Origin of the sequence: Undibacterium sp. Ren11W (assembly GCF_049340485.1) — a bacterium.
GTDB lineage: Bacteria > Pseudomonadota > Gammaproteobacteria > Burkholderiales > Burkholderiaceae_D > Undibacterium.
The window spans coordinates 734400-756362 of sequence record NZ_JBMPPB010000001.1 but is presented as its reverse complement, the minus strand read 5'-3'; the positions used below and the strand labels follow the sequence as shown (position 1 = coordinate 756362).

Annotated in this window: 21 protein-coding genes; 10 read left to right on the top strand and 11 right to left on the bottom strand. The window is 49.9% G+C overall.

Going from position 1 to position 21963, the window contains the following annotated elements; all coding sequences use genetic code 11:
• Nucleotides 1-9: 9 nt before the first annotated feature.
• Complete coding sequence (locus ACO0K8_RS03455; RefSeq protein ID WP_422945221.1) at nt 10-1791, top strand: ABC transporter ATP-binding protein; 1782 nt, start codon at nt 10-12, stop codon at nt 1789-1791.
• A gap of 85 nt (nt 1792-1876) precedes the next feature.
• Here ACO0K8_RS03455 and ACO0K8_RS03450 read toward each other — a convergent pair whose 3' ends face one another.
• Entirely contained in the window at nt 1877-2872 is a 996-nt protein-coding gene (locus tag ACO0K8_RS03450; RefSeq protein WP_422945220.1) for an NAD(P)/FAD-dependent oxidoreductase, read from the bottom strand.
• A 99-nt stretch (nt 2873-2971) separates the two neighbouring features.
• Entirely contained in the window at nt 2972-3421 is a 450-nt protein-coding gene (locus tag ACO0K8_RS03445; protein ID WP_422945219.1) for a CBS domain-containing protein, read from the bottom strand.
• A gap of 226 nt (nt 3422-3647) precedes the next feature.
• Between ACO0K8_RS03445 and ACO0K8_RS03440 the strand changes: the two genes are divergently transcribed.
• The 3 genes from ACO0K8_RS03440 to ACO0K8_RS03430 are packed head-to-tail and all read left to right on the top strand — an operon-like array spanning nt 3648 to nt 6396.
• The gene (locus ACO0K8_RS03440; protein ID WP_422945218.1) at nt 3648-4958 is read left to right on the top strand and encodes an O-acetylhomoserine aminocarboxypropyltransferase; all 1311 of its coding nucleotides are present in this window, start codon (nt 3648-3650) and stop codon (nt 4956-4958) included.
• Nucleotide 4959: 1 nt separating this feature from the next.
• Nucleotides 4960-5766 carry an alpha/beta fold hydrolase gene (locus ACO0K8_RS03435; RefSeq protein WP_422945217.1) on the top strand — a complete coding sequence of 269 codons (807 nt, stop codon included), beginning with the start codon at nt 4960-4962 and terminating at the stop codon, nt 5764-5766.
• A 6-nt stretch (nt 5767-5772) separates the two neighbouring features.
• A complete protein-coding gene (locus tag ACO0K8_RS03430) occupies nt 5773-6396 on the top strand; it encodes a LysE family translocator (RefSeq protein ID WP_422945216.1) in 624 nt (207 codons plus the stop codon).
• Nucleotides 6397-6473: 77 nt separating this feature from the next.
• On the opposite strand, the gene ACO0K8_RS03425 is transcribed toward ACO0K8_RS03430, so the two are convergent.
• The 8 genes from ACO0K8_RS03425 to ACO0K8_RS03390 form a co-directional block, all read right to left on the bottom strand.
• Nucleotides 6474-6899 (bottom strand): GNAT family N-acetyltransferase, encoded by a 426-nt coding sequence (locus ACO0K8_RS03425; protein ID WP_422945215.1) that lies wholly within the window; start codon nt 6897-6899, stop codon nt 6474-6476.
• 42 nt (nt 6900-6941) lie between these two features.
• On the bottom strand, nt 6942-7892 hold the full coding sequence (locus ACO0K8_RS03420) for an alpha/beta fold hydrolase (RefSeq protein ID WP_422945214.1): 951 nt from the start codon (nt 7890-7892) through the stop codon (nt 6942-6944).
• 160 nt (nt 7893-8052) lie between these two features.
• Nucleotides 8053-8955 (bottom strand): SDR family oxidoreductase, encoded by a 903-nt coding sequence (locus tag ACO0K8_RS03415; RefSeq protein ID WP_422945213.1) that lies wholly within the window; start codon nt 8953-8955, stop codon nt 8053-8055.
• A gap of 66 nt (nt 8956-9021) precedes the next feature.
• Nucleotides 9022-10020, bottom strand: a complete 999-nt coding sequence (locus tag ACO0K8_RS03410; RefSeq protein ID WP_422945212.1) for an NADP-dependent oxidoreductase — start codon at nt 10018-10020, stop codon at nt 9022-9024.
• Between the two features lie 100 nt (nt 10021-10120).
• Nucleotides 10121-10594 (bottom strand): PaaI family thioesterase, encoded by a 474-nt coding sequence (locus ACO0K8_RS03405; RefSeq protein ID WP_422945211.1) that lies wholly within the window; start codon nt 10592-10594, stop codon nt 10121-10123.
• A 5-nt stretch (nt 10595-10599) separates the two neighbouring features.
• Nucleotides 10600-11394, bottom strand: a complete 795-nt coding sequence (locus tag ACO0K8_RS03400; protein ID WP_422945210.1) for an SDR family oxidoreductase — start codon at nt 11392-11394, stop codon at nt 10600-10602.
• A 169-nt stretch (nt 11395-11563) separates the two neighbouring features.
• Nucleotides 11564-13381, bottom strand: coding sequence for an acyl-CoA dehydrogenase (locus tag ACO0K8_RS03395; protein ID WP_422945209.1), 1818 nt, complete (start codon nt 13379-13381; stop codon nt 11564-11566).
• Between the two features lie 42 nt (nt 13382-13423).
• Nucleotides 13424-14602, bottom strand: a complete 1179-nt coding sequence (locus ACO0K8_RS03390; protein WP_422945208.1) for an acetyl-CoA C-acyltransferase — start codon at nt 14600-14602, stop codon at nt 13424-13426.
• Between the two features lie 12 nt (nt 14603-14614).
• Here ACO0K8_RS03390 and ACO0K8_RS03385 point away from each other — a divergent pair, with 12 nt between their 5' ends.
• From ACO0K8_RS03385 to ACO0K8_RS03360, 6 genes are all read left to right on the top strand, one after another.
• Nucleotides 14615-14953: a hypothetical protein gene (locus ACO0K8_RS03385; protein WP_422945207.1), complete on the top strand. Its 339-nt coding sequence runs from the start codon at nt 14615-14617 to the stop codon at nt 14951-14953.
• A 142-nt stretch (nt 14954-15095) separates the two neighbouring features.
• The gene (locus tag ACO0K8_RS03380; RefSeq protein WP_422945206.1) at nt 15096-16781 is read left to right on the top strand and encodes an MFS transporter; all 1686 of its coding nucleotides are present in this window, start codon (nt 15096-15098) and stop codon (nt 16779-16781) included.
• 302 nt (nt 16782-17083) lie between these two features.
• Nucleotides 17084-18001 carry an EamA family transporter gene (locus ACO0K8_RS03375; RefSeq protein WP_422945850.1) on the top strand — a complete coding sequence of 306 codons (918 nt, stop codon included), beginning with the start codon at nt 17084-17086 and terminating at the stop codon, nt 17999-18001.
• Between the two features lie 254 nt (nt 18002-18255).
• Nucleotides 18256-18972, top strand: coding sequence for a LemA family protein (locus tag ACO0K8_RS03370; RefSeq protein ID WP_422945204.1), 717 nt, complete (start codon nt 18256-18258; stop codon nt 18970-18972).
• 2 nt (nt 18973-18974) lie between these two features.
• Nucleotides 18975-19673 (top strand): TPM domain-containing protein, encoded by a 699-nt coding sequence (locus tag ACO0K8_RS03365; protein ID WP_422945203.1) that lies wholly within the window; start codon nt 18975-18977, stop codon nt 19671-19673.
• Entirely contained in the window at nt 19670-20167 is a 498-nt protein-coding gene (locus tag ACO0K8_RS03360; protein ID WP_422945201.1) for a hypothetical protein, read from the top strand. Before ACO0K8_RS03365 ends, ACO0K8_RS03360 begins: the two co-directional genes overlap by 4 nt.
• A gap of 217 nt (nt 20168-20384) precedes the next feature.
• Here the strand turns inward: ACO0K8_RS03360 and thrC are convergent, their stop codons facing one another.
• Nucleotides 20385-21845, bottom strand: a complete 1461-nt coding sequence (gene thrC, locus ACO0K8_RS03355) for a threonine synthase (protein ID WP_422945200.1) — start codon at nt 21843-21845, stop codon at nt 20385-20387.
• Nucleotides 21846-21963: the final 118 nt, after the last annotated feature.

The following is a 21963-nucleotide window of genomic DNA, read 5'->3' as shown; positions in this document are numbered from 1 at the left end:
CCGAACACCATGACCAGCACCCATCCACTTAAAAAACTACTCAGCTACGCGAGTGCCTATCGTCGAGACTTTCGTCTGGCAACACTGTATTCAGTATTGAATAAATTTTTTGACATACTGCCCGAGGTGCTGATCGGTGTAGCAGTCGACATCGTTGTCAATGGCGATAAGAGTTTTTTGGCAAAACGAGTTTTGGGTGGATTTGGGATTACCGATACATGGCACCAACTGATCTTGTTGGGTGCGTTAAACGTACTGATCTGGGGTGGCGAATCCTGGTTTGAGTATCTGCTGTCACTGAGATGGCGTAAATTGGCGCAAAACCTGCAACATGATTTACGCCTAGACGCCTATAGTCATGTACAAAAACTCGAAATGGCTTATTTCGAGAATCAGCGCACTGGCAACCTCATGTCGGTCCTCAGTGAAGACATCAATCAGATGGAACGTTTTTTGAATGGCGGTGCCAATCAGATTATCCAGGTAGTATGCTCGTCCGTCATGGTCAGCGCAGTATTTTTCTCCTTGCAGCCATCATTGGCCGTGATTTCGCTGTTGCCTGTGCCTTTCATCCTATTTGGCGCTTTCTGGTTTCAAAAACGCTTAGCACTGCGCTATGCAGAAGTCAGAGTCGCAGCCGGGGATGTCAGTGCACGTCTGAATAATAATCTACTAGGTCTAGCCACTATCAAGGCCTTTGCCACCGAAGACTTAGAGACCGCACACATTGCCCAGGCTAGTCAGTCCTACCGCACTGCCAATGCGAATGCCATCGCGATCAGTGCCGCAATTACGCCGGTGATACGGATGGCGGTACTGGCAGGTTTTACGGCAACGCTAGTGTATGGTGGTTGGTTGGTACTGCACGGCCAGTTAGCGGTAGGCGCGTATTCCGTTTTGGTGTTTCTAACTCAGCGTCTGCTATGGCCCATGACCAGTCTGGCCGAGGTGGCGGACATGTATCAACGCTCTATGTCATCCATTGATCGCGTCATGAATCTAATGCAGACACCGATACAGATTAGCTACGAGGGCATGGCTTTGGACCGACGCACCGTTAAAGGTGAACTGCAATTTAACGAAGTCACTTTTTCTTATGGCGACAGAGCGACCATCAAGCCCCTTAATCTGACCATAGAGGCCGGAAAAACGGTCGCCTTTGTTGGCGCTACAGGATCAGGAAAATCGACTTTAGTGAAACTCTTACTGCGTTTTTATCACGTAAGTACAGGAGAAATTTTGCTCGACGGGCAAGCGATAGAGCAGCTTGATTTACAAGATCTACGCCGCTGCATAGGCTATGTCGCCCAAGACAGCTTCCTGACCGATGGCAGCATCGCTGATAATATTGCGTATGGCATCAAAGACGCCAGTGAAGCGGCGATTGCCGAAGCAGCAGGCGCAGCAGAAGCGACCGAGTTTATCAACAAACTGCCGCTAGGATTCGCCACCCGGATAGGCGAGCGCGGGCAAAAACTGTCCGGAGGTCAACGCCAACGTTTGGCGTTAGCCCGTGCCATCTTGAAAAATCCGGCGATCTTGATATTGGATGAGGCAACCAGCGCCGTCGACAATGAAACTGAAGCGGCGATACAGCGTAGTTTGGATGTTGTCAGTCGTGGCAGAACCACGATTGTGATTGCCCACCGACTCTCCACTGTGCGCCAGGCCGATTGCATACATTTAATGGAAGACGGCCAGATTATAGAAAGCGGCACCCATGATGAATTGCTGAATCTGAATGCCGGCTATGCGGCGTTATGGCGTTTGCAAACCGGTCAAAGAACTTAATTTATATGAAGGCTGCAGGCCTGGAGTGTGCTCGATTAATTTGACGCGCACTCCAGTTCAACTTAAAGCTGCGGCTAAACTGCCACTAAGCTGCCACTTCGCTGGCAATTGCCAAACCACTCAGGAAGGCGTTTTCAACCCGCCCACCACCTTCGAGTCCGGCAGCAAACCAGTCCCCACATAGACCCAGACCTTTCTTTGCATCCCACAAACTCGCTTGTGCTAAAGGCTGGCAAGCCTCGGAGTAACGCCATCTATGCACTACCGCATGGACCGCTTGAATTGGCGAACCAGTCGCCTCATGAAACGCTTTAGACAGTTTTTCTTTAATCCGCTCCGGATCTTCTTCCAGATGTTTTTTACTCCATGCTGCGGTCGCATGGCAGACCCAGCGCTCGCCGGCTCTATGATCGGGCTTCGAGGTGTCGCGTGAGATCCAGCTCAGTCGAGAATTGGCGATCCAGGCACCATCGTAGTTGAGGTTTAAGGCATTCTGAAACCCTAACATGAGGGTCCAGCATGGCTCCATATGGATAGAGCCGAGAATTTTAGAGAATTCGCTGTGTCCTGTCAGCAGCGGTGCCGCCTGCTCTGGTGGGGTGGCGATAATGACCGCATCAAATGGTCCTGCCGATGCTGGCACTGCGACCATGTCAGACTTTACCAATAACAACCATTGCTTATCGAAAGGCTCTAGCGCCATGACCTGTTGCTCGGTACGTACATCGAGACCATGTGCCAATTGTTTTCCTAGTGAGCTCATGCCAGGTGTAGGCACATATCGTTTTCTGCTGCGGTCGGCCGGGGTGGTGATGGCCGCATCGAGCTTGACCAGCTTGCCTTCCCAAGGCACCACCCATCCTACTTTGCTCCAATCGGCGATCTCCTTCTTAAACCGATCTGAACTGGCAGTAAAATATTGGGCGCCATGATCAAAGCCGCCCACTTCGGTCTGGCGTGTACTCATCCTTCCGCTGACTCCACTACTTTTTTCGTAAACGGTGACATGATGTCCTTGCGATTGCAGTTGACGTGCAGCAGTCAATCCGGCGATTCCAGCTCCAACTATCGCTATTTGCATGATGGGTATCCTCCAAAGGTTTTTAAGGTAAATGCAGAAACAAAAACGCCCGCAAGCTAAGCTATGCGGGCGTTTTTATTTAGTCGACGACGATCAACATCACTCTTCGCTTTCTTCAACAGGCCAATCGCGAATATAGGCCTTCAACATCTTGTTCTCGAAGCTTTGCGCCTCCAGAACAGCTTTTGCAACGTCATAGAAAGAAATCACACCGAGTAAAACTTTTGCGTCCATCACGGGGAGATAGCGCGAGTGCTTCTCCAACATCATGCGCCTTACTTCATTGACTTCTGTTTCCGGCGTTACCGTCAATGGATGGTCATCCATAAACTTGCGCACCGTGCCGTTACCTAATGACCCGGTTTTTTTATCCAGGGCACGTATCACTTCGCGAAAAGTCAGTACACCTACGAGTGTGCCAAACTCCATCACGACCAGTGACCCTATATCTTTTTCTTCCATGACGCTGGCAGCTTCGGTGATCAAAGTGTCTGGCGTGATGGTAAACAGGATATTACCTTTTACCTGGAGAATTTCTGAGACCTTCATATTGCTCCCCTTAAAATCGTCAGCTATGCGCTTATCGCATGTGCGTCTTGTGCTTATATTGTCAATGTATCGTAAGCCGTGTAAAAAATCCAGCATTTGCAGACGGCAAGACAGATTGAGTTGCCGTCAGAAGTATTTTCCACGAAAAATGCTGTCAAAAAGCATTTTTTAAACTCTTGCTTCGATGGTAGCATTGCTGCCTTGAACTTAGGAGAAAAACACCATCATGAGCGGTCCAAAATACCACGGTTTCGATACCCTGTCGCTGCATGCCGGTGCTGCGCCCGATCCTGCGACTGGCGCGCGCGCCACACCGATACACTTTACGTCCTCGTTCGTGTTTAAAGATTCCGATCACGCGGCATCGCTGTTCAATATGGAGCGTGCCGGTCACGTGTATTCACGCATCTCTAATCCGACCAATGCGGTATTGGAAGAACGAATTGCCGCGCTTGAGGGCGGAGTGGCGGGTTTGGCGGTGGCCAGCGGACAGGCGGCGCTGCACTTGGGCTTGGCCACCATTGCGGGAGCCGGATCGCACATCGTCGCTTCGCGCGCGCTGTATGGTGGCTCACAAAACTTACTGGCCTACACCCTAAAGCGTTTTGGCATAGAAACGACATTCGTCGATCCACGCGATCTCGACGCCTGGCGTCAGGCGATACGACCGAATACCAAGGTGCTATTCGGCGAAACTCTGGGCAACCCCGGTTTGGATGTACTCAATATCCCTGAGGTGGCTGCGATTGCGCATGAGAATTACCTACCTTTGATGCTGGACGCGACCTTTACCACGCCGTATTTGCTGCGCCCGTTTGAGCATGGCGCAGATTTGATCTGCCATTCAGCCACCAAATTTTTGTGCGGGCATGGCACCGCGATCGGCGGCTTACTGGTCGATGGCGGAACTTTCGACTGGCAACAAGCTTACGAAAAAACCGGGCGTTTTGCCGAATTGTGTGAGCCCTACGATGGCTTCCACGGCATGGTGTTTACTGAAGAATCGACTGTGGGTGCATTCTCGCTAAGGGCGCGCCGCGAAGGTTTGCGTGACTTCGGTGCCGCCATGAGCCCGCATAATGCTTTTGCCATCTTGCAGGGAATCGAAACGCTAGGCCTGCGCATGGACAGGCATGTTGCTAATACCCGTAAGGTTGTGGAGTTTTTGGTGACGCACCCTGCGGTCGCTTCGGTGGCATTTCCGGAACTCGAAAGTCATCCGGATTATTCACTCGCCAAGACCCTGCTACCGAAAGGCTGTGGTGCCGTGTTTTCTTTCAACATCAAGGGCGACCGTGCAGCTGGTCAACGTTTTGTTGAGGCCCTCAAAATATTTTCTCATCTGGCCAATGTCGGCGACGCCAAGTCGCTGGTGATCCATCCGGCCTCGACCACGCATTTTAGAGTACCGAGCGCACAATTGGCTGCTTCCGGCATTAGCGAAGGCACTATGCGCTTATCGATAGGTTTGGAAGACGTCGATGATTTGATAGAAGACTTGGCGCGTGGCTTAAAAGCTGCCATGAAAGGAGCTTGAGATGCAAATCACAGTCAATAATGAACTCGCCTACTGCTATACCGGCGGTAAGAACTTTGACCCCGCCTTACCTACTGTGGTGTTTATCCACGGTGCGCAGAACGACCATTCGGTCTGGGCATTGCAAAGTCGTTACTTTGCGCATCATGGTTTTTCTGTGTTGGCAGTCGACTTGCCAGGGCACGGGCGCAGCAAAGGGGCAGCCTTAACTAGTGTAGAGACCATGGCGACGTGGTTGCTGGCGGTGTTGGATGCGGCCGGTGTTAGCACCGCCATGCTGGCCGGACACAGCATGGGATCTTTGATTGCCTTGCAAGCTTGCAGCCAGGCTCCAGCACGTGTGACTAAGTTGGCCTTGCTCGCTTGTGCTTATCCGATGAAAGTCTCCGACACACTGTTAAATGCGGCGCGCGACGATGAGCAAAGCGCGATCACCATGGTCAACATCTGGTCGCACAGTTCGATAGCACATAAGCCATCTTGTCCCGGTCCCGGCTTCTCGGTCATGGGTGGCAGCGAGCGTCTGATGCAACGCATCACTAAGATCAATCCTGAAAAGGTGTTTTTTACTGATTTTAGCGCCTGCAATAATTACGCCAATGGCGAGCAGGCGGCCCTCGCTGTGGCCTGCCCTACGCTGTTTTTACTCGCGCGCAACGATATGATGACGCCACTCAAAGCCAGTAGTGGCTTGAGCAAAGCAATCACGCAAAGCACTGTGAGCATCATAGAACAGTGTGGCCATTCCTTGATGACCGAGCAAGCCGATTCTGTGCTGAGTCGTCTCCTTACATTTGCCAGGAGCTAGTTCGGTATGGCAATGACGATGGAAAGCATGTTGTTGTTTACGGCGACCGAAGCGGCACTCTCTTTGTCGCCGGGGCCGGCAGTGATGATGGTGGTGGCATATGGCATCGCGCGCGGTTGGCGCAATTCACTGTTTGTCACCCTGGGTATCTTGACTGGTAATGCAATTTACTTTGCCATCTCCGCCACTGGCATAGGCTCGGTATTGCTGGCCTCGCCCATGTTGTTTAATGGGATTAAATATCTGGGTGCGGCGTATCTGGTGTATCTGGGTTTGTCGGCAATTTTCGGTAAGCCCTCACCGATTACTCTGTCAGCGATCGATAGCCAGGGCCTAAGCGGACGCCGCATCTTCTTGAGTGCCTTGATGTTGCAGGTCACCAATCCTAAGTCTTTGTTGACCTTTGTTGCGATCTTGCCGCAGTTCATAGACCCACAAGCGCCGATCGCGATGCAAATGCTGGTGTTGGCTGCTTGTTCGATTATTCCGGAATTTTTTATCTTGCTAGGCTATGGCATGTTAGCGAGCAAAGCGAGTCATTGGGCGACTCAGCCTAAATACAGCTTAATCACTGAACGCATAGCCGGGACGCTAGTGTTAATGGCTGGGGTATTGGTAGCCGCGGTATAAAACGCTAGAGCCATAGACGGGGGTTTTGTCTATGGCTCTAGGGCTGACTTTTCTGCTCACCTTACATGAAACTCAATTTAAAAATTATGCGTCATGTGCACGTGGGGAATCCCGGCTTCTTCAAATTGCGTACCATCGCTAGAAAAGCCTGCACGCTGATAAAAACTTTCGGCAGTGGTTTGGGCATTCAGTTGCACAGCGACCTGCCCTCTCAGTTTTGCTTGCTCCATCAACAAACGCAAAATTGCCGCGCCAACGCCGCTGCCGCGCGCCGTCTCTTTGACTGCCATACGACCTATATGCCCATCCGGCAGTAATCTGCCGGTGCCGATGACCAACTTGTTTTCATCATAGGCAACCGCATGCAAACACAGTGCATCCATCACATCCCATTCGAGATCGGCGGGAATATGCTGCTCAAGGACAAACACTTCGTGGCGTATCGCCTGCGCGTCTTTTTGCAGGGTATTCCAGTCACCTAAGATAATATTGAATTCATTCATAATTAAGCAGCAATAAAATGTTGTTGTGAGTCAATGATTTGATTATGGCAGTGAACTATCGGGCTTGGCAAGTGGCTTGTGTACCTCAATGAAACCGCGTAACAGAGCATTAATACGGGCCGGCTGCTCATGAATGATCCAATGCGAGCCTTCGGCGATACGGACAATTTCCAGATCAGCGACAAAGTCTTCCAAGCCGGTTAATAAACTTTTTGGCAGCGCCTTATCAGCCCCCCCCCAGATCACGCGCGTCGGCACCTTCACTTTAAAATCATCGGCCGATAAGTTCAGTTGCGCAGGGCTGCGTTCTGCATCGGCTGGCGGATGTAAAGGTGAAGCGCGATAGTAATTGACACCGCCGCGCAAACCACGCGCCCAACAAGCATGGTATAGCGCCCGGGTCGGCGCATCAAACCAGGCCGCTTCGCCCTGCCCCATGCCTTTGAAAAATCCTTCGACCAAGGCAAACTCGTCTTTCGCTAAGGCCTGTTCCGAGCCCTCCTCGCGTAGCCAATTCATGTAGGCACTGGCAGATATTTGCGAGGTGTCGCGTGCCAGCGCTTGCATGAATAGATACGGGTGCGGCGCATTGATGATGATCAGTTGCTGCACCAGCTGCGGCAGCGCAATCGCCAGATTCCAGCACACTGCACCGCCCCAGTCATGCGCCACGATGATCGCCTTTTCATAACCCAGATGGCCGATCAAGAGGCGCAGATCATCGACGATGTGTTTGGCTTTATAGGCAGAAACTTCAAACGGCATGTCGGATAAATTAAAACCGCGTAAATCTGGCGCCACCGCAAAATAGTCGCGTCCAAATTCTGCTAACTGGGCCGACCACTCGCCCCAAAATTCGGGAAAGCCATGGACAAATAAGATCAGCGTGCGACCCTGCTGGCCGGCACTGGCGTAATGCAATCTGGTGCCGTTGGATAACGCGGCATACTGCCCACTGCGCACCACTACCTCTACCTGTTGTTCTGCACTCATCACCTATCTCCTTGATACACTCATGCACTCTTACACTCATACAAATACTCCCCCAATTTTGTAAAAAAACTAGGCAATAGCGCATATTCTATGTGCGCTATTAAATATTACTGGGTGGGAGTATATGAATATTCGTTTATTTAACGTAGATCGTCTTGCGTCAGGCCGCCTTCATTTTGGCACGCAATAGCTCACGAATATGCGGTGCCGCCAAATACGGATCGCTGGGATTACGCTGCTGCACGATGTCCTCCATGCGCTCCCTGACGTTGCCGAGCGCGGCTGGATGCGAGAAAATATAGAACTGCTTTTCCTGTATCGCCTTAAAGGTATTTTCAGCGACCTCTTGGGCGCTTACCTTGCCCGACGAAACCGCTTTATCTGACATGATCTGCGACGCTTTCTGGCTGGCAGTGACCGCCCCGGCGGCCACATCCTGGGGCCGATTGCGATGCGACTGGCTGATACCGGTCGGCACAAAGTAAGGGCATAGCACTGAGGCTCCGATCGGTGCCTCGGCCAGATCTAAGTCTTGATACAGGGTTTCCGACAAAGCCACCACCGCGTGCTTGGAGACATTGTAGACGCCCATGGTCGGCGCACTGAGCAAGCCGGCCATCGAGGCAGTATTGACGATGTGCCCTTCGAAGGCGGGATCTTTTTTCGCGCATTCCAGCATCAGATTGGTGAAGATGCGTACACCATGGATCACGCCCCATAAATTCACGCCTAGCACCCATTCCCAATCGGCTTGCGTGTTTTCCCAAATCAAACCACCAGAGCCGACGCCGGCATTATTAAATACCAGATGCACCGCACCGTATCTTTGCATGCAGGCGTCCGCCAAGGCTTGCACCTGTTCAGCATGTCGCACATCGCAGTGCATAGACAAGACTTCGGCGCCCGCCGCTTCCAATTCCGCTTTCACTGCATCTAAGGCATCTTGCTGCACATCGGCCAACACCAACTTCATTCCTAAACGCGCCCCAATGATGGCGAATTCACGGCCAAAACCACTGGCAGCACCGGTAATCACGGCGACTCTGTCTTTAAAAATACGCATGTAGAACTCCTGAATTGAAAGTGCTGAAATTGTTGCTAGCGATGTTTGCGGCGGTCTAAAATTAAATTAAATTAACTTCACCAATTGCTTGCCGAAGTTTTTACCTTTTAATAGTCCGATAAAGGCCGCTGGTGCTGAAGCTAAATCGGGGGCCACAGATTCGCGGAAACTGAGTTTGCCAGTCGCTACTAACATCCCCAGTTCTTTCAAACCTTCTGGCCATAAATCGAGATGTTCGGAGACGATAAAGCCGCGCACCGTCAGACGCATGGTCAGCAGCACACGAGAATTCTTGATCGGCAAAGCCTCACCGTTATAGCCGGCTATCATGCCGCACAGAGAGATACGGCCGAAAGGATTCATACGCGCCAAACTAGCATCGAGAATCTCACCACCAACATTCTCGAACAGGGCATCGATACCGTCGGGGGTGGCCGCAGCCAGATCAGCCTCTAAATGTCCGGCCTTGTAATCGATGCAAGCGTCAAACCCGAGTTCCTTGACGACGTAGGCACATTTCTCCGCGCCGCCGGCTATCCCGACCGTGCGGCAACCGCGCAATTTGGCCAATTGCCCAACCACGCTACCAACCGCGCCACTGGCGGCCGACACCACCACGGTCTCGCCAGCCTTGGGTTGCATAATTTGGGTCAGTCCATACCAAGCCGTCATACCGGGCATGCCGACGGCACCCAGATAGGCCGACAGTGGGATATGACTGGTAGACACTTTGCGTAGCATCACGCCATCCGACACGCCCATTTCTGACCAGCCCAACATGCCCACCACCTGATCGCCCACCGCAAATTGGGCATTTTTTGTCGCCACAATTTCACCCACCGTGCCACCTATCATGGTCTCGCCTATCACCTGCGGCGCGGCATAACTCTTGGCATCTTCCATACGCATGCGCATATACGGATCAAGCGACAGATAATGATTGCGTATCAGCACTTCTCCCTCACGCAAGTCCGGAACCGACACTGTTTCGAGACGAAAATTTTCACTCACGACCTCGCCTTGTGGGCGGGACGCTAAGACGATACGTTGATAAGTTTCACTCATAATTTTCTCTTTCATATTTAGTTGGGCGGATGTTTGACGGATGCTCGGCTAACTTATTGAATCAATTAGCTGAATCAATGAGCTAAATAAGTCCAACAGCTTAATCACTGCCGTAAAGTTTTTTCATATTTTCGCCCGATTTCAAGCGGCGCAAATACTTGAAGGTGCCCATAGACTTGGCCACCAATTTGTCACCATTCCAGACTTCGCCTTCGCAAAAACACATCGTAGTCGATTGATGAAACGCCTTGCCCCTGGCCTCGACGCGGCCACCGGCGATGCCGCCCGGCTGCAGAAAACTGGTTTTCATCTCTATCGTCACTACGCCTTTGAGCTCGGCACTTAAGGAGCGTCCGGCCATCGCCATCACCACATCAAGCATGGTCATGATCACGCCACCATGCGTGATTTGCCAGCTATTCATATGCTGAGGCTTTAGATCTAAACCTAGCCTGGCTGTCCCATTTTCCATCTCCAATAGTTCCACGCCCAAAGAATCAAGGAAGGGATTGAGGCTGGGCGTGGTGTCGCTGACTGCCTGGCCTGGCTCGGCTGCTGTGCTGGTATTCGCCATCTCGCTCACACCGCCGAAACGCCGCCGTCCACCGCCAGGGTTTGCCCGGTGATGTGCTTACCGGCATCGGAGGCGAATAAGACAGTCACGCCTTTTAAATCTTCCTCGTCACCGATACGCTGCAAAGGTGCCTGTTGCGCCAGTTTTTCTTCGCCCAGATGTTCCAGGATGCCTTTGGTCATCTTGGAAGGGAAAAAACCAGGTGCGATCGCGTTGACCGTAATCCCATACACACCCCATTCACCGGCCAGAGTACGCGTGAAATTAATCACTGCTGCCTTGGAGGTGTTATAGGCGATGGTTTGCATACTGCCAGGCGGATTACCAGAGAGGCCAGCAATCGAGGCAATATTGATGATGCGGCCACTCTTGCGCGGGATCATGCTGCGCTTGCCGACTTCTTGCGAAAGCAGGAAGATACTGCGGATATTCAGGTTCATCACCTTATCCCAGGCTTCAACCGTATGCGATTCGGCCGGAGCACCCCAGGTTGCACCGGCGTTATTGATGAGGATATCGATATGCCCCAGACGCAGCAGTGCTTCATCGACTAAGGCTTTAACTGCACCTTCTTTACCCATGTCGGCAGCAATTGCACTAGCCTGTATACCGCGACTCCTTAAATGCGCCAGTGCGTCTTCCAAATCGAGGTTCTTACGTGCAGAGATGACGATGCTCGCACCTTGTTCACCCAAGGCCTCCGCCATCTGCAAACCTAGACCACGGGAGCCGCCGGTAATGAGTGCCGTTTTGCCGCTTAAATCAAATAATTGTGTGGTCGTGCGCGCTGTGATTGCCATCGGTATTGGTCCTTGTTTGCGGTGATTGCTTAGAGATAGAGCGCCCTCGTTTGAGCGCGCCTTCAGTGTTAAATATTTATACTTTAGGGGGAGTATATGCCTCCTCCATCCAATTACGCACATAGAATATGCGCAATATCACTTCGATTCGCTATACTGAGCGGGAGTATCAGAACCAGGCGTCTTGCATTTCCAGGGTAGTCGAATCCAGATTGGCGAGCAAATCGAGCTGTGCATGCACCTTGGGCAGTTCATAGTGGTAAAAATATTTGCAGGCTTGTAGCTTGCCAGCATAAAAATCGGCATCGTGCTGCGCCTCCTTATCGAGAGACAATAAGGCTTGCTCTAGCCAGATCCAGGCCACCACCATATGCCCGAAAGCTTCCAGATAAATCGAGGCGTTGGCCAGTATCAGATTCACGTCATCGCTAGCATACATGCGTTGCGTGACGTAGGCCATCCTTTGCAACACCGTGCTGAGTGCCTGCGCATAGCTGGTTAATGCATCTTGAGGCGCAGCGCGATTGATGGTTTGCTGGATTTCGCCCGCCAGCAAACGCATCGCAGCGCCCTCTTGCATGATCACTTTACGACCTAATAAATCGAGACCCTGAATTCCATGCGTGCCTTCATGGATGGGATTGAGACGATTATCTCGATAGAATTGTTCGACATTATATTCACGCGTGTAGCCGTAGCCGCCATGCACTTGGATCGCCAGATTATTCGCTTCCAGGCACCATTGTGAAGGCCAGGATTTGGCGACCGGCGTCAAAATATCTAGCAACAGCAAGGCATCAGCGCGCGCTTGCGCATCACTGCTGCTACGCTCCTCATCGACCAAACGAGCGCAATACAAATTTAAGGCCAGACCGCCTTCAACGTAGGATTTTTGTGCCAACAACATGCGCTTGACATCGGTGTGCTGAATAATCGGTAGTTGCGGTGAGCTTGGATCCCTCGCTAGAGCGCTGCGCCCTTGTGGCCGGTTGCGGGCATAGTCAAGCGCGTGCAGATAGCCGGTATACCCCAGCATGACCGCGCCCAGACCGACACCGATTCTGGCTTCGTTCATCATATGGAACATATTGGCCAGACCTTTATGCAAGCTACCGACCAGGTAGCCTACCGCCCCTGTTTTACCCTCAGGCTGAAACTTTCCTTCGCCAAAGTTAAGCAGGCAATTGGTGGTGCCGCGATAGCCCATTTTATGGTTCAAGCCGGCCAAAACCACATCATTGCGCTCGCCCAAACTACCATCGGCATGGACTAAAAACTTAGGGACGATAAATAAAGAGATACCTTTGACGCCGGGTATCAGTTTGCCGTTTTCATCCGGTACCTTGGCCAACACCAGATGCACGATGTTCTCGGATAAGGCATGTTCGCCAGCGGAGATCCACATCTTATTGCCGGTAAGCCGATAACTACCATCGGCTTGCGGCTCGGAGCGCGTCAGGATATCCGACAGGCTAGAACCGGCTTGCGGTTCCGACAAACACATAGTGCCGAAATAACGCCCTTCCAGCATAGGTTTCGCGTATAAATCGATTTGCTCAGGCGTGCCGCACTTCATCAGCGTATTGGCATTACCTATCGTCAGAAATGGATACGCGGCGGTGGCGGCATTGGCACCGGTAAAATAAGCAAAACCCGCTTTTTCGACAACACATGGCAGTTGCATGCCGCCCAACTCAAAATCCTGCCCCGCTGCCATCAAGCCAGCATCACGAAAGGCACTTAGAGCGACGCCGACTTCTTCGATGATATGTACCGTCTGGCCGTCAAAATGTGGTTCATTCTGATCACTCTTCTTATTGTGCGTAGCAAATAAATCAGTGGCGATTTGCTCGCAAGTATCGAGAGCTGCATCGAAGGTTTCGCGACTATGTTCGGCATAACGTTCACGCTGGTTGAGTGCAGTTACGTTGAGCCATTCATAGAGCAAAAACTCCAGCTCACGTCTCGGAATGATTTTTGATTGCATACAGTTTTTACCAGTTAGAAGTTACACAAACAGCGCTTGCGATTAGCAAACTTCAAATAAGCCCGCTGCGCCCTGGCCGCCACCTATGCACATAGTGACCACCACAAATTTGACGCCACGACGTTTGCCTTCGATCAAAGCATGCCCAGTCAGGCGCGCACCAGAGACGCCGTAAGGATGGCCGACGGCGATCGCCCCACCGTTTACATTGAGTCTATCCATAGGGATGCCTAGCTTCTCGGCGCAATATAAAACCTGCACCGCAAAGGCTTCGTTGAGTTCCCACAAACCGATATCGGCCACACTCAAACCGGCCTTTTTTAAGAGTTTGGGAACCGCAAACACCGGACCTATCCCCATCTCATCGGGCTCACATCCTGCCACTGCAAAACCACGGAAAATACCCAGCGGTTGCAGCCCCTTCGCTTCAGCTACTTTACTGTTCATGACGATAGCAATAGAAGCACCATCCGAAAACTGGCTGGCGTTACCGGCGGAGATGACGCCGCCCGGGATCGCAGAACGGATCTTAGAAACTGCCTCCAAGGTAGTGTCGGCGCGTATTCCTTCATCTGCTGAAATCGTCACTTCTTTGCTCAGCAACATGCCGCTGGCCTTATCCGCCACACCCATGATGGTGGTCATAGGTACGATCTCGGCATTAAACAAGCCCGCAGCTTGCGCCGCGGCAGCCCGTAACTGGCTTTGTACGCCGTACTCATCCTGGCGCTCGCGTGCGATGCCATAACGCTTAGCAACCGTTTCTGCAGTTTGCAACATAGGCCAGTACACCTCTGGTTTGTGCTGTTTCAACCAGGGATCGACGATCATGTGACGATTCGCCTCATTTTGCACACAAGAGATAGATTCCACCCCGCCGGCCGCATAAATATCGCCTTCGCCTGCGATGATGCGCTGTGCTGCCAAGGCGATAGTTTGTAAGCCTGAGGAGCAAAAACGATTCACGGTCATGCCCGCCGTGGTCACCGGGCAAGCGCCGCGCAGTGCAATCTGACGCGCAATATTGCTGCCGGTAGCGCCTTCTGGCGTGGCACAACCCATGATGACATCTTCCACTTCGGCGGCGGCTATCCCGGCGCGGCTAATTGCCGCCTGCAGGACATGACCACCAAGCGCGGCGCCATGCGTCATATTGAAAGCGCCTTTCCAGGATTTAGCCAAAGCGGTACGAGCGGTTGAAACGATCACTGCATCAGACATGTGTATCTCCTCTTGGGAAAAATTACCAGGCTTACATCATTAAAAAGACGCCATTTGCCATTTCTGCGTTACCTGGAAAATGCAAAAAAATCGCTCGCTTTCCATCGCGGCATGGCGTTTACTCAAAGCAAAAAAGATATTGCATTTGAGATCAAAAAAACCAGAATAGCATATTTTAAGCACGATCGTTCGCAAAAACAAATGAGTATTTTTTTATGCATAAAACCGTCGCATTTTGACTACGCTTTTGTGCGCCATCTTGCTTTCTTATTTGCTCGAACCACGGCATATTTCTCCTGTGTATTTGGTAGCGCTGCATCACAAAAGCTAAATTACCTGCAAAAATCATGATTTTGTAAGTCTCTGTAAGTTTCAAGAAAGCATGATGTAAGTTTCACACTTCAGACTCAAGTTGCGCAAAAAAGTTAGCTGCAAAAGATAAGACGGTTGCGTTACGTTTTTTGAAGCACATAAAACATCCAAGGAGACAAGTATGAGTACAGCACAGACCACAAGCGCGGGGGCAGTAAAAGCTGCATCGCGCGGCATGACCGCAGAAGAGCGCAAGGTAATTTTTGCCTCCTCTCTCGGTACCGTATTTGAATGGTACGATTTTTACCTCTACGGTTCTTTGGCAGCGATTATTGCAAAACAATTTTTCGCCGGCACTGATCCTAACACCGCATTTATTTTTGCCTTGCTGGCGTTTGCAGCCGGTTTCATCGTGCGCCCATTTGGTGCTTTGGTGTTTGGTCGCCTTGGTGACATGATAGGACGTAAATACACGTTTCTGGTCACCATCGTGATCATGGGTTTTTCTACCTTCGTGGTAGGTCTGCTGCCTAGCTATTCTTCAATTGGTATCGCCGCACCGATTATCCTTGTATCTCTGCGTATTTTGCAGGGTCTGGCGCTCGGTGGTGAATATGGTGGCGCCGCTACGTATGTAGCCGAACATGCACCCGACGATAAACGTGGTGCCTTCACAGCATGGATACAAACTACAGCGACTTTAGGTTTGTTCTTGTCCTTGATGGTGATCTTAGGTACACGTACCGCTATCGGCGAAGAAGCCTTTGCTGACTGGGGCTGGCGCGTACCTTTCCTGGTATCGGTATTTTTGTTAGCCGTATCAGTATGGATACGTTTGTCCATGAATGAATCCCCTGCTTTTGCAAAAATGAAGGCCGAAGGCAAGACTTCTAAAGCACCATTGACAGAGTCTTTCGGTCAATGGAAGAACCTGAAAATTGTTATTCTGGCTTTGGTGGGTTTAACTGCTGGTCAAGCCGTGGTTTGGTACACAGGTCAATTCTATGCTTTGTTCTTCCTGCAGCAAACCCTGAAAGTCGATGGAGCGACAGCGAATATCTTGATCGCTGCATCGCTCGTAATCGGCACGCCATTCTTCATCGTGTTTGGTAGCTTGTCCGACAGAATCGGCCGCAAACCTATCATCATGGCCGGTTGCTTGATCGCAGCATTAACTTATTTCCCGATTTTCAGTGCCTTGACCCATTACGCTAATCCGGCATTGGAATCAGCTCTGAAAAATGCGCCAGTGGTAGTTACAGCAGATCCGGCTGATTGCCAGTTCCAATTCAACCCTACCGGCACCAAGAAATTCACCTCTTCTTGCGATATCGTAAAGGCAAAATTGGCAGCATCTTCAGTCAATTACACCAATGAAATCGCTCCAGCAGGTACCGTCGCATCGGTTAAAGTGGGCGAAACTGTGATCGCTTCTTACAACTCGAATGGTTTATCCAAAGAAGACGCCGCAGCAAAATCGAAAGCCTTCACGACCGCTTTCGGTGATGCGATTAAAGCCGCAGGCTACCCAGCCAAAGCAGACCCGGCTCAGATCAACAAACCTATGGTTTTAGTCTTGCTCACTATCTTGGTCTTGTACGTCACCATGGTATACGGCCCTATTGCTGCCATGCTGGTAGAGATGTTCCCTACTCGCATACGCTACACATCCATGTCTCTGCCTTACCATATCGGTAACGGCTGGTTCGGTGGTTTGTTGCCAACCACGGCATTCGCCCTGGTTGCATTCAAAGGCGATATCTACTACGGTCTCTGGTACCCTATCATCATTGCTCTGGGCACTTTCGTTATCGGTACTTTGTTCATCAAAGAAACCAAAGATAACGACATTTATGCCAATGACTAAGTACTAAGTAAGACAGATCGATACGCGATGTAGCGTATCGAGAATAAAAAGGCTAGCTACAAGCGGTTGTAGCTAGCCTTTTTTATTTGCCTGAAATCCTTAAGTCTGTATTTAAGTCTGTATATGACCGCAACTGGTCGGCGCTACGACTGGCATATTCGTGTGAAGCTGATATTCTCAAGCATGCTTGCAAGCTACAGTCACAATTGATAAAAAAGCACTGGGACTGCCATAAGTGTACACTCCTAGAAATAAAATTTTCTTGCCACACATTCATAGAAACGATCATGTCGAAAAATCTTATTAGCCCACGCCATATCCTGACTGCATTGATAGTGATTTTTTTATGGGGCATGAATTTCGTCGTCATTAAGATAGGCCTGAAAGGAGTCCCCCCGTTTTTATTGGGAGCACTTCGCTTCCTGCTGGTCGCTTTTCCCGCCATCCTATTTTTACCGCGCCCAAAAGTGCCGTTCAAATGGCTGCTGGCCTATGCGCTTACCATTAGTCTGGGCCAATTTGCCTTCCTGTTCTCGGCTATGGCGGTAGGTATGCCGGCTGGATTAGCCTCCTTGGTATTGCAAGCCCAGGCTTTTTTTACAGTGGGTTTGTCGGCCTTAGTCTTTGGCGATAAATTGCGCGCCTCCAATCTATTAGGCATGCTGGTCGCCAGCATGGGCCTGGTTTTACTGGGGAGCGCCAGTCTGAGCAATGTCGCTAGCTCAGTTAGCCAAGTGACTCTGCTCGGCTTTATACTCACCTTATGCGCCGCCCTTTCCTGGGCATGCGGCAATGTCATCAATAAGAAGATCGGCGCTCTTTCTAGCTCAGTATCCACCTTAAGCTTGGTGGCCTGGAGTGCCTTGATACCCATACTGCCGTTTTTTCTTCTTTCTTATGTTTTTGAAGGCCGCGCCGTAATGCTCGACAGCCTCAGCCATCTATCCTTGTCCTCGGTACTGACTGTTGTATATCTGGCCTTCGCGGCAACTTTAGTCGGCTACACTTTATGGGGTCGCTTGCTGGCAGCTCTACCAACACACATGGTGGCACCGCTGACCTTACTGGTGCCCGTGGTGGGTTTAAGTGCGGCCTGGATACTCTTGGACGAAGCTCTGAAAACTAGCGAAATAATCGGCGCCGCGATCGTCATGTGCGGCTTACTGATTAACGTATTCGGCCACAGGTTTAGTGCCGGAGTGAAGCGCGCGATGAGCTGACTTTTTGGCAGTCTTGTACTTAGGTCGGTTCAGCAACGCGTTTTTTTGGGTTGTTGCTTGCAGCGCTCTAAGAGAATTTCTGCCAAAACTAAGCCTCCTCTTTTATCGAATTGCAAGCATCTGAGTTCATCAAGTCCTAGCTCAAAAATTTTCGTTAAAAGTTTGACTACTCGAAATGACTCAGTAATACTTCCGTCGAAGCAATTTTTCCTATGTTCTTTCGAGTAAACGCTAGGATATATGGTCTAAAACGCATGAATGATAAACAGCACACTAAACAAATTAAGACTCAAACAATGACCGACCTCTTTTCTAAAACAAATGAAACACCGCACCTACCTGGCTATGGCGAACAGAAGCCTCGCTCTGGGAAGTGGTTACTTGGAATTTTGACGCTCATTTTTGTATTGATCACGCTATGCGCATGGTACTCGATGAATCAGTACAATTATTTGCAAGACAATGACGAGCGGGTCGACGCCGAATGGAGTCATGTATTAAATCAATATACACGCAGAGCTGACCTGATTCCTAACCTGGTAGCGGTGGTTAAATCGTATGCATCGCATGAGACCACCTTGTTTAATGAAATCGCTGCCGCGCGTTCCAAAGTAACTGAACTCTCTTCGTCAGCGCAAAATAGTACAGATCCGCGCGCACTGGGGCAATTTCTGGAAGCGCAAAAACAATTAGCAGTGCCTCTTTCACGCTTATTAATGGTTGCAGAAAAGTATCCGGACCTCAAGGCTAGTGATTTATATAGAGATCTGATGGTGCAATTAGAAGGTACGGAAAATCGAATAACGTATTCTAGACAAAGGTATATAGAAGCTGTGGCGAGTTACAACTTTATGGTACGTCGTTTCCCTAGTAATTTAATTGCGAAGCAGGCTGGCTATACTGCCAGAGCAAAATTTGACGTGGAAAATGCGTCTGCTATACAGCATCCGCCAGAAATCGAACTGAAATGATAATGCGCTTATTTATTGCTTCAATCGCTTGTTTGTTTTGCGCGCCAGCGCTAGCTTTATCGTCAGACAATCCAGTAGTCATCTCCAACATTGAGTTTCTTATCCCGGATCAGTATTTGTTGGTCAACGACTACTTCGGACTATTAACGATAGCAAAGTCCGTAGAAATTAATAAAAAATTACAAGCACTAGAAAAACATAATGGGACGCAAATCGTCTACATGTCGGTACCATCAACCGGCAAGCTGGATATCCGGGAATATGCTATCAAGGTTGCCAACAAATGGGACCTGGGCAATAACGGCCAAGGGAATGGCGTACTATTTCTTGTATGCCAGGATGGCAACATGTATATCTATGTGGGCCCGGGAGTAGCCGGTGCGTTGCCAGACGTGAAAATTGCCCGAATATTCAGAGATATTGCAGCACCTCATTTCAAGCTTGAAAATTATTCCGAAGGGATAGAAGTTACTTTGGATGAATTAATCAAGGCAGCTAAAGGGGAAGACACTGCGCCAACGTTTTATAACTATCTCGATGCAACTGGATACTATTTTTCGCCTTTCCTGAGCATTTTTGAACGTGTAAAAATGTTACTCACTTTAGAAAGAGTGTTAATAGGAATACTCATACTTTTTGGGGTTTTGTATGCAGCAGGATTGGTGATTAGCCGCAGAAAAAAAGATCGGACAGCGAATTGAAACATGTAATGGTTTTTGTTGTGCTCGGCCTTGCCATCTATTTTTTGGCCATTAAAAAATCTGACATTGATTTACTCATGGTACCAGTAGCTAATTATAGTGAAGCCCAGGCAGGCAACCGTTTTGCAGATGTGGTGTCCAGTCAGTTGCCCATAACCCCGAAACTGTTGGCTGAAGTAGGTGTTGTGACGGTAGTATATTTTCACGATGAAAATTGTTCCGGTTGCGTGCAACTCGATAGAAACATCGCGGACTTTTTAGTCGTCAGACCCGATGTTGCGGTCCGCAAGGTAAGTATGAGCCCTGGAAAAAATGGCTATAGCGATGCAATCAGAGATTACCAATGGAAGATTTACATGGCACCATGTATTTTGATCTTTGATAAGAATCGTAAGTTAATTGCTGCCGATGAAAAAACGAATGCTGCTGGTCAAGATTTACTGGAGAAATGGATCGCCAGAGAATTAGATAATGCTGCAAACAAGAAGATATAAGCGATTGTTTGACGCTTGCTTTTCAAGAGGCAAATCGACTCAGAAATCGAAAGCCAAATTCGGCGTCTTCATCTCAGAGATTTAAATCTATTTCAAAGGTAGGCGCAGTGTTCATGCGCCTCTTGACCCGAAAAGCCTTGAAAAGGCGCATTAATAATGCGCCTTTTGTACTATAAATACAGCGAAGGTCAACGTATCTATCGAATCAACCTAGTAATTACAGGCCAGTGTGCTCGGCTATAAATGCCTTCATTTTTGCCACATCCGCTGTCATGACGACAAAGCGTTGCGGTAACGCTTCTATATTTTCAAAACCAGCCGGACGTTCAGCATCCCGACCCAGTGCTTCTTGTATGGTCTCGTTAAATTTTGCTGGTAACGCGGTTTCTAGTACGATCATAGGCACTCCAGTTTGCAGATGCTCCAGCGCCACTTTGATGCCATCTGCAGTATGCGTATCGACCGTGATGCTATAGTTTTTTTCTACCTGACGTATGGTCGTGAGTCTATCTGCGTGGACCGATTTGCCCGATTCAAAGCCAAAACGGGCGATCTTATTAAATTCATCGCCATCACTGCCGGGGGCGCCTGATAAATCGAAACCACCTTCGGTCTCAACTTTTTTGAATAAGGCGGCAACGCGTGCTGCATCGCCGTCTAAAAGATCAAAAATGAAGCGCTCAAAATTGGATGCCTTGGAAATATCCATAGACGGGCTGGTGGTGTGCCAGGTTTCGGCTGATTTGCGGACACGGTACACACCGGTGCGGAAAAACTCGTCCAAAACATCATTCTCATTGGTGGCGACCACCAATTTATCGATAGGCAAGCCCATCATGCGCGCAATGTGACCGGCACAGATATTTCCGAAATTACCTGATGGCACAGTAAACGAGACTTTTTGTTGGTTATTGCTGGTGGCACTCAGATAGCCACGGAAGTAATACACCACCTGCGCCACCACTCTGGCCCAGTTGATGGAATTAACGGTGCCTATCTTTTGTCGGCTCTTGTACTCCAGATCATTTGAAACAGCCTTAACCATGTCCTGACAATCGTCAAACACGCCATCGACTGCAATATTGTAGATATTCGGGTCTTGCAGGCTGAACATTTGTGCAGTCTGAAAAGCGCTCATTTTTTTATGTGGGGACAGCATGAACACGCGTATCCCTTTTTTTCCACGCATTGCGTATTCGGCTGCACTGCCGGTATCGCCCGAGGTTGCGCCGAATATATTGAGTTCAGCATCATGCTTGGCTAAAGTGTATTCAAACAAATTACCTAACAATTGCATCGCCATGTCTTTGAACGCAAGCGTAGGACCATTCGACAAGGCCTGCAACAACAAGGTTTTTCCATCGCTATCGATCAGCACACGTAGTGGGGTAATCTGTGTCGCATCATGCTCAGGGCGCGTATTGCGATACACCTCAGCGGTATAGGTCTTGTCGCAGATAGCTTTGAGATCGGCTTCTGGAATATCGGTTGCAAATTTCTTCAATACCGCCAATGCCAATTCGGCATAGGAAAAGCTGCGCCAGGCATTGAGCTCATAGTCACTCACTTGCGGGTAGCTTTGCGGCAGATACAGTCCGCCGTCCGGTGCTAAGCCGCCTAACAGGATTTCGGAGAAATTTTGCTGTGCGGTGTGACCGCGTGTCGATACATAATGCATAGTAAAGAGAGATTTGGCGAAGTTGGAAGAAAGGTTTTCAGCATTATATCTTCCCGCCAGCGCTAAGGCCGTGCGCGACAGCAATTTATTCGAGTTAAATTCGAATTTTATTTGCCGA

Excerpts from the sequence above, each read along its gene's own strand:
- ACO0K8_RS03455 (WP_422945221.1), top strand. The coding sequence starts at position 10 with ATGACCAGCACCCATCCACTTAAAAAACTACTCAGCTACGCGAGTGCC.
- ACO0K8_RS03450 (WP_422945220.1), bottom strand. The coding sequence starts at position 2,872 with ATGCAAATAGCGATAGTTGGAGCTGGAATCGCCGGATTGACTGCTGCA.
- ACO0K8_RS03445 (WP_422945219.1), bottom strand. The coding sequence starts at position 3,421 with ATGAAGGTCTCAGAAATTCTCCAGGTAAAAGGTAATATCCTGTTTACC.
- ACO0K8_RS03440 (WP_422945218.1), top strand. The coding sequence starts at position 3,648 with ATGAGCGGTCCAAAATACCACGGTTTCGATACCCTGTCGCTGCATGCC.
- ACO0K8_RS03435 (WP_422945217.1), top strand. The coding sequence starts at position 4,960 with ATGCAAATCACAGTCAATAATGAACTCGCCTACTGCTATACCGGCGGT.
- ACO0K8_RS03430 (WP_422945216.1), top strand. The coding sequence starts at position 5,773 with ATGGCAATGACGATGGAAAGCATGTTGTTGTTTACGGCGACCGAAGCG.
- ACO0K8_RS03425 (WP_422945215.1), bottom strand. The coding sequence starts at position 6,899 with ATGAATGAATTCAATATTATCTTAGGTGACTGGAATACCCTGCAAAAA.
- ACO0K8_RS03420 (WP_422945214.1), bottom strand. The coding sequence starts at position 7,892 with ATGAGTGCAGAACAACAGGTAGAGGTAGTGGTGCGCAGTGGGCAGTAT.
- ACO0K8_RS03415 (WP_422945213.1), bottom strand. The coding sequence starts at position 8,955 with ATGCGTATTTTTAAAGACAGAGTCGCCGTGATTACCGGTGCTGCCAGT.
- ACO0K8_RS03410 (WP_422945212.1), bottom strand. The coding sequence starts at position 10,020 with ATGAGTGAAACTTATCAACGTATCGTCTTAGCGTCCCGCCCACAAGGC.
- ACO0K8_RS03405 (WP_422945211.1), bottom strand. The coding sequence starts at position 10,594 with ATGGCGAATACCAGCACAGCAGCCGAGCCAGGCCAGGCAGTCAGCGAC.
- ACO0K8_RS03400 (WP_422945210.1), bottom strand. The coding sequence starts at position 11,394 with ATGGCAATCACAGCGCGCACGACCACACAATTATTTGATTTAAGCGGC.
- ACO0K8_RS03395 (WP_422945209.1), bottom strand. The coding sequence starts at position 13,381 with ATGCAATCAAAAATCATTCCGAGACGTGAGCTGGAGTTTTTGCTCTAT.
- ACO0K8_RS03390 (WP_422945208.1), bottom strand. The coding sequence starts at position 14,602 with ATGTCTGATGCAGTGATCGTTTCAACCGCTCGTACCGCTTTGGCTAAA.
- ACO0K8_RS03380 (WP_422945206.1), top strand. The coding sequence starts at position 15,096 with ATGAGTACAGCACAGACCACAAGCGCGGGGGCAGTAAAAGCTGCATCG.
- ACO0K8_RS03370 (WP_422945204.1), top strand. The coding sequence starts at position 18,256 with ATGAATGATAAACAGCACACTAAACAAATTAAGACTCAAACAATGACC.
- ACO0K8_RS03365 (WP_422945203.1), top strand. The coding sequence starts at position 18,975 with ATGCGCTTATTTATTGCTTCAATCGCTTGTTTGTTTTGCGCGCCAGCG.
- thrC (WP_422945200.1), bottom strand. The coding sequence starts at position 21,845 with ATGCATTATGTATCGACACGCGGTCACACCGCACAGCAAAATTTCTCC.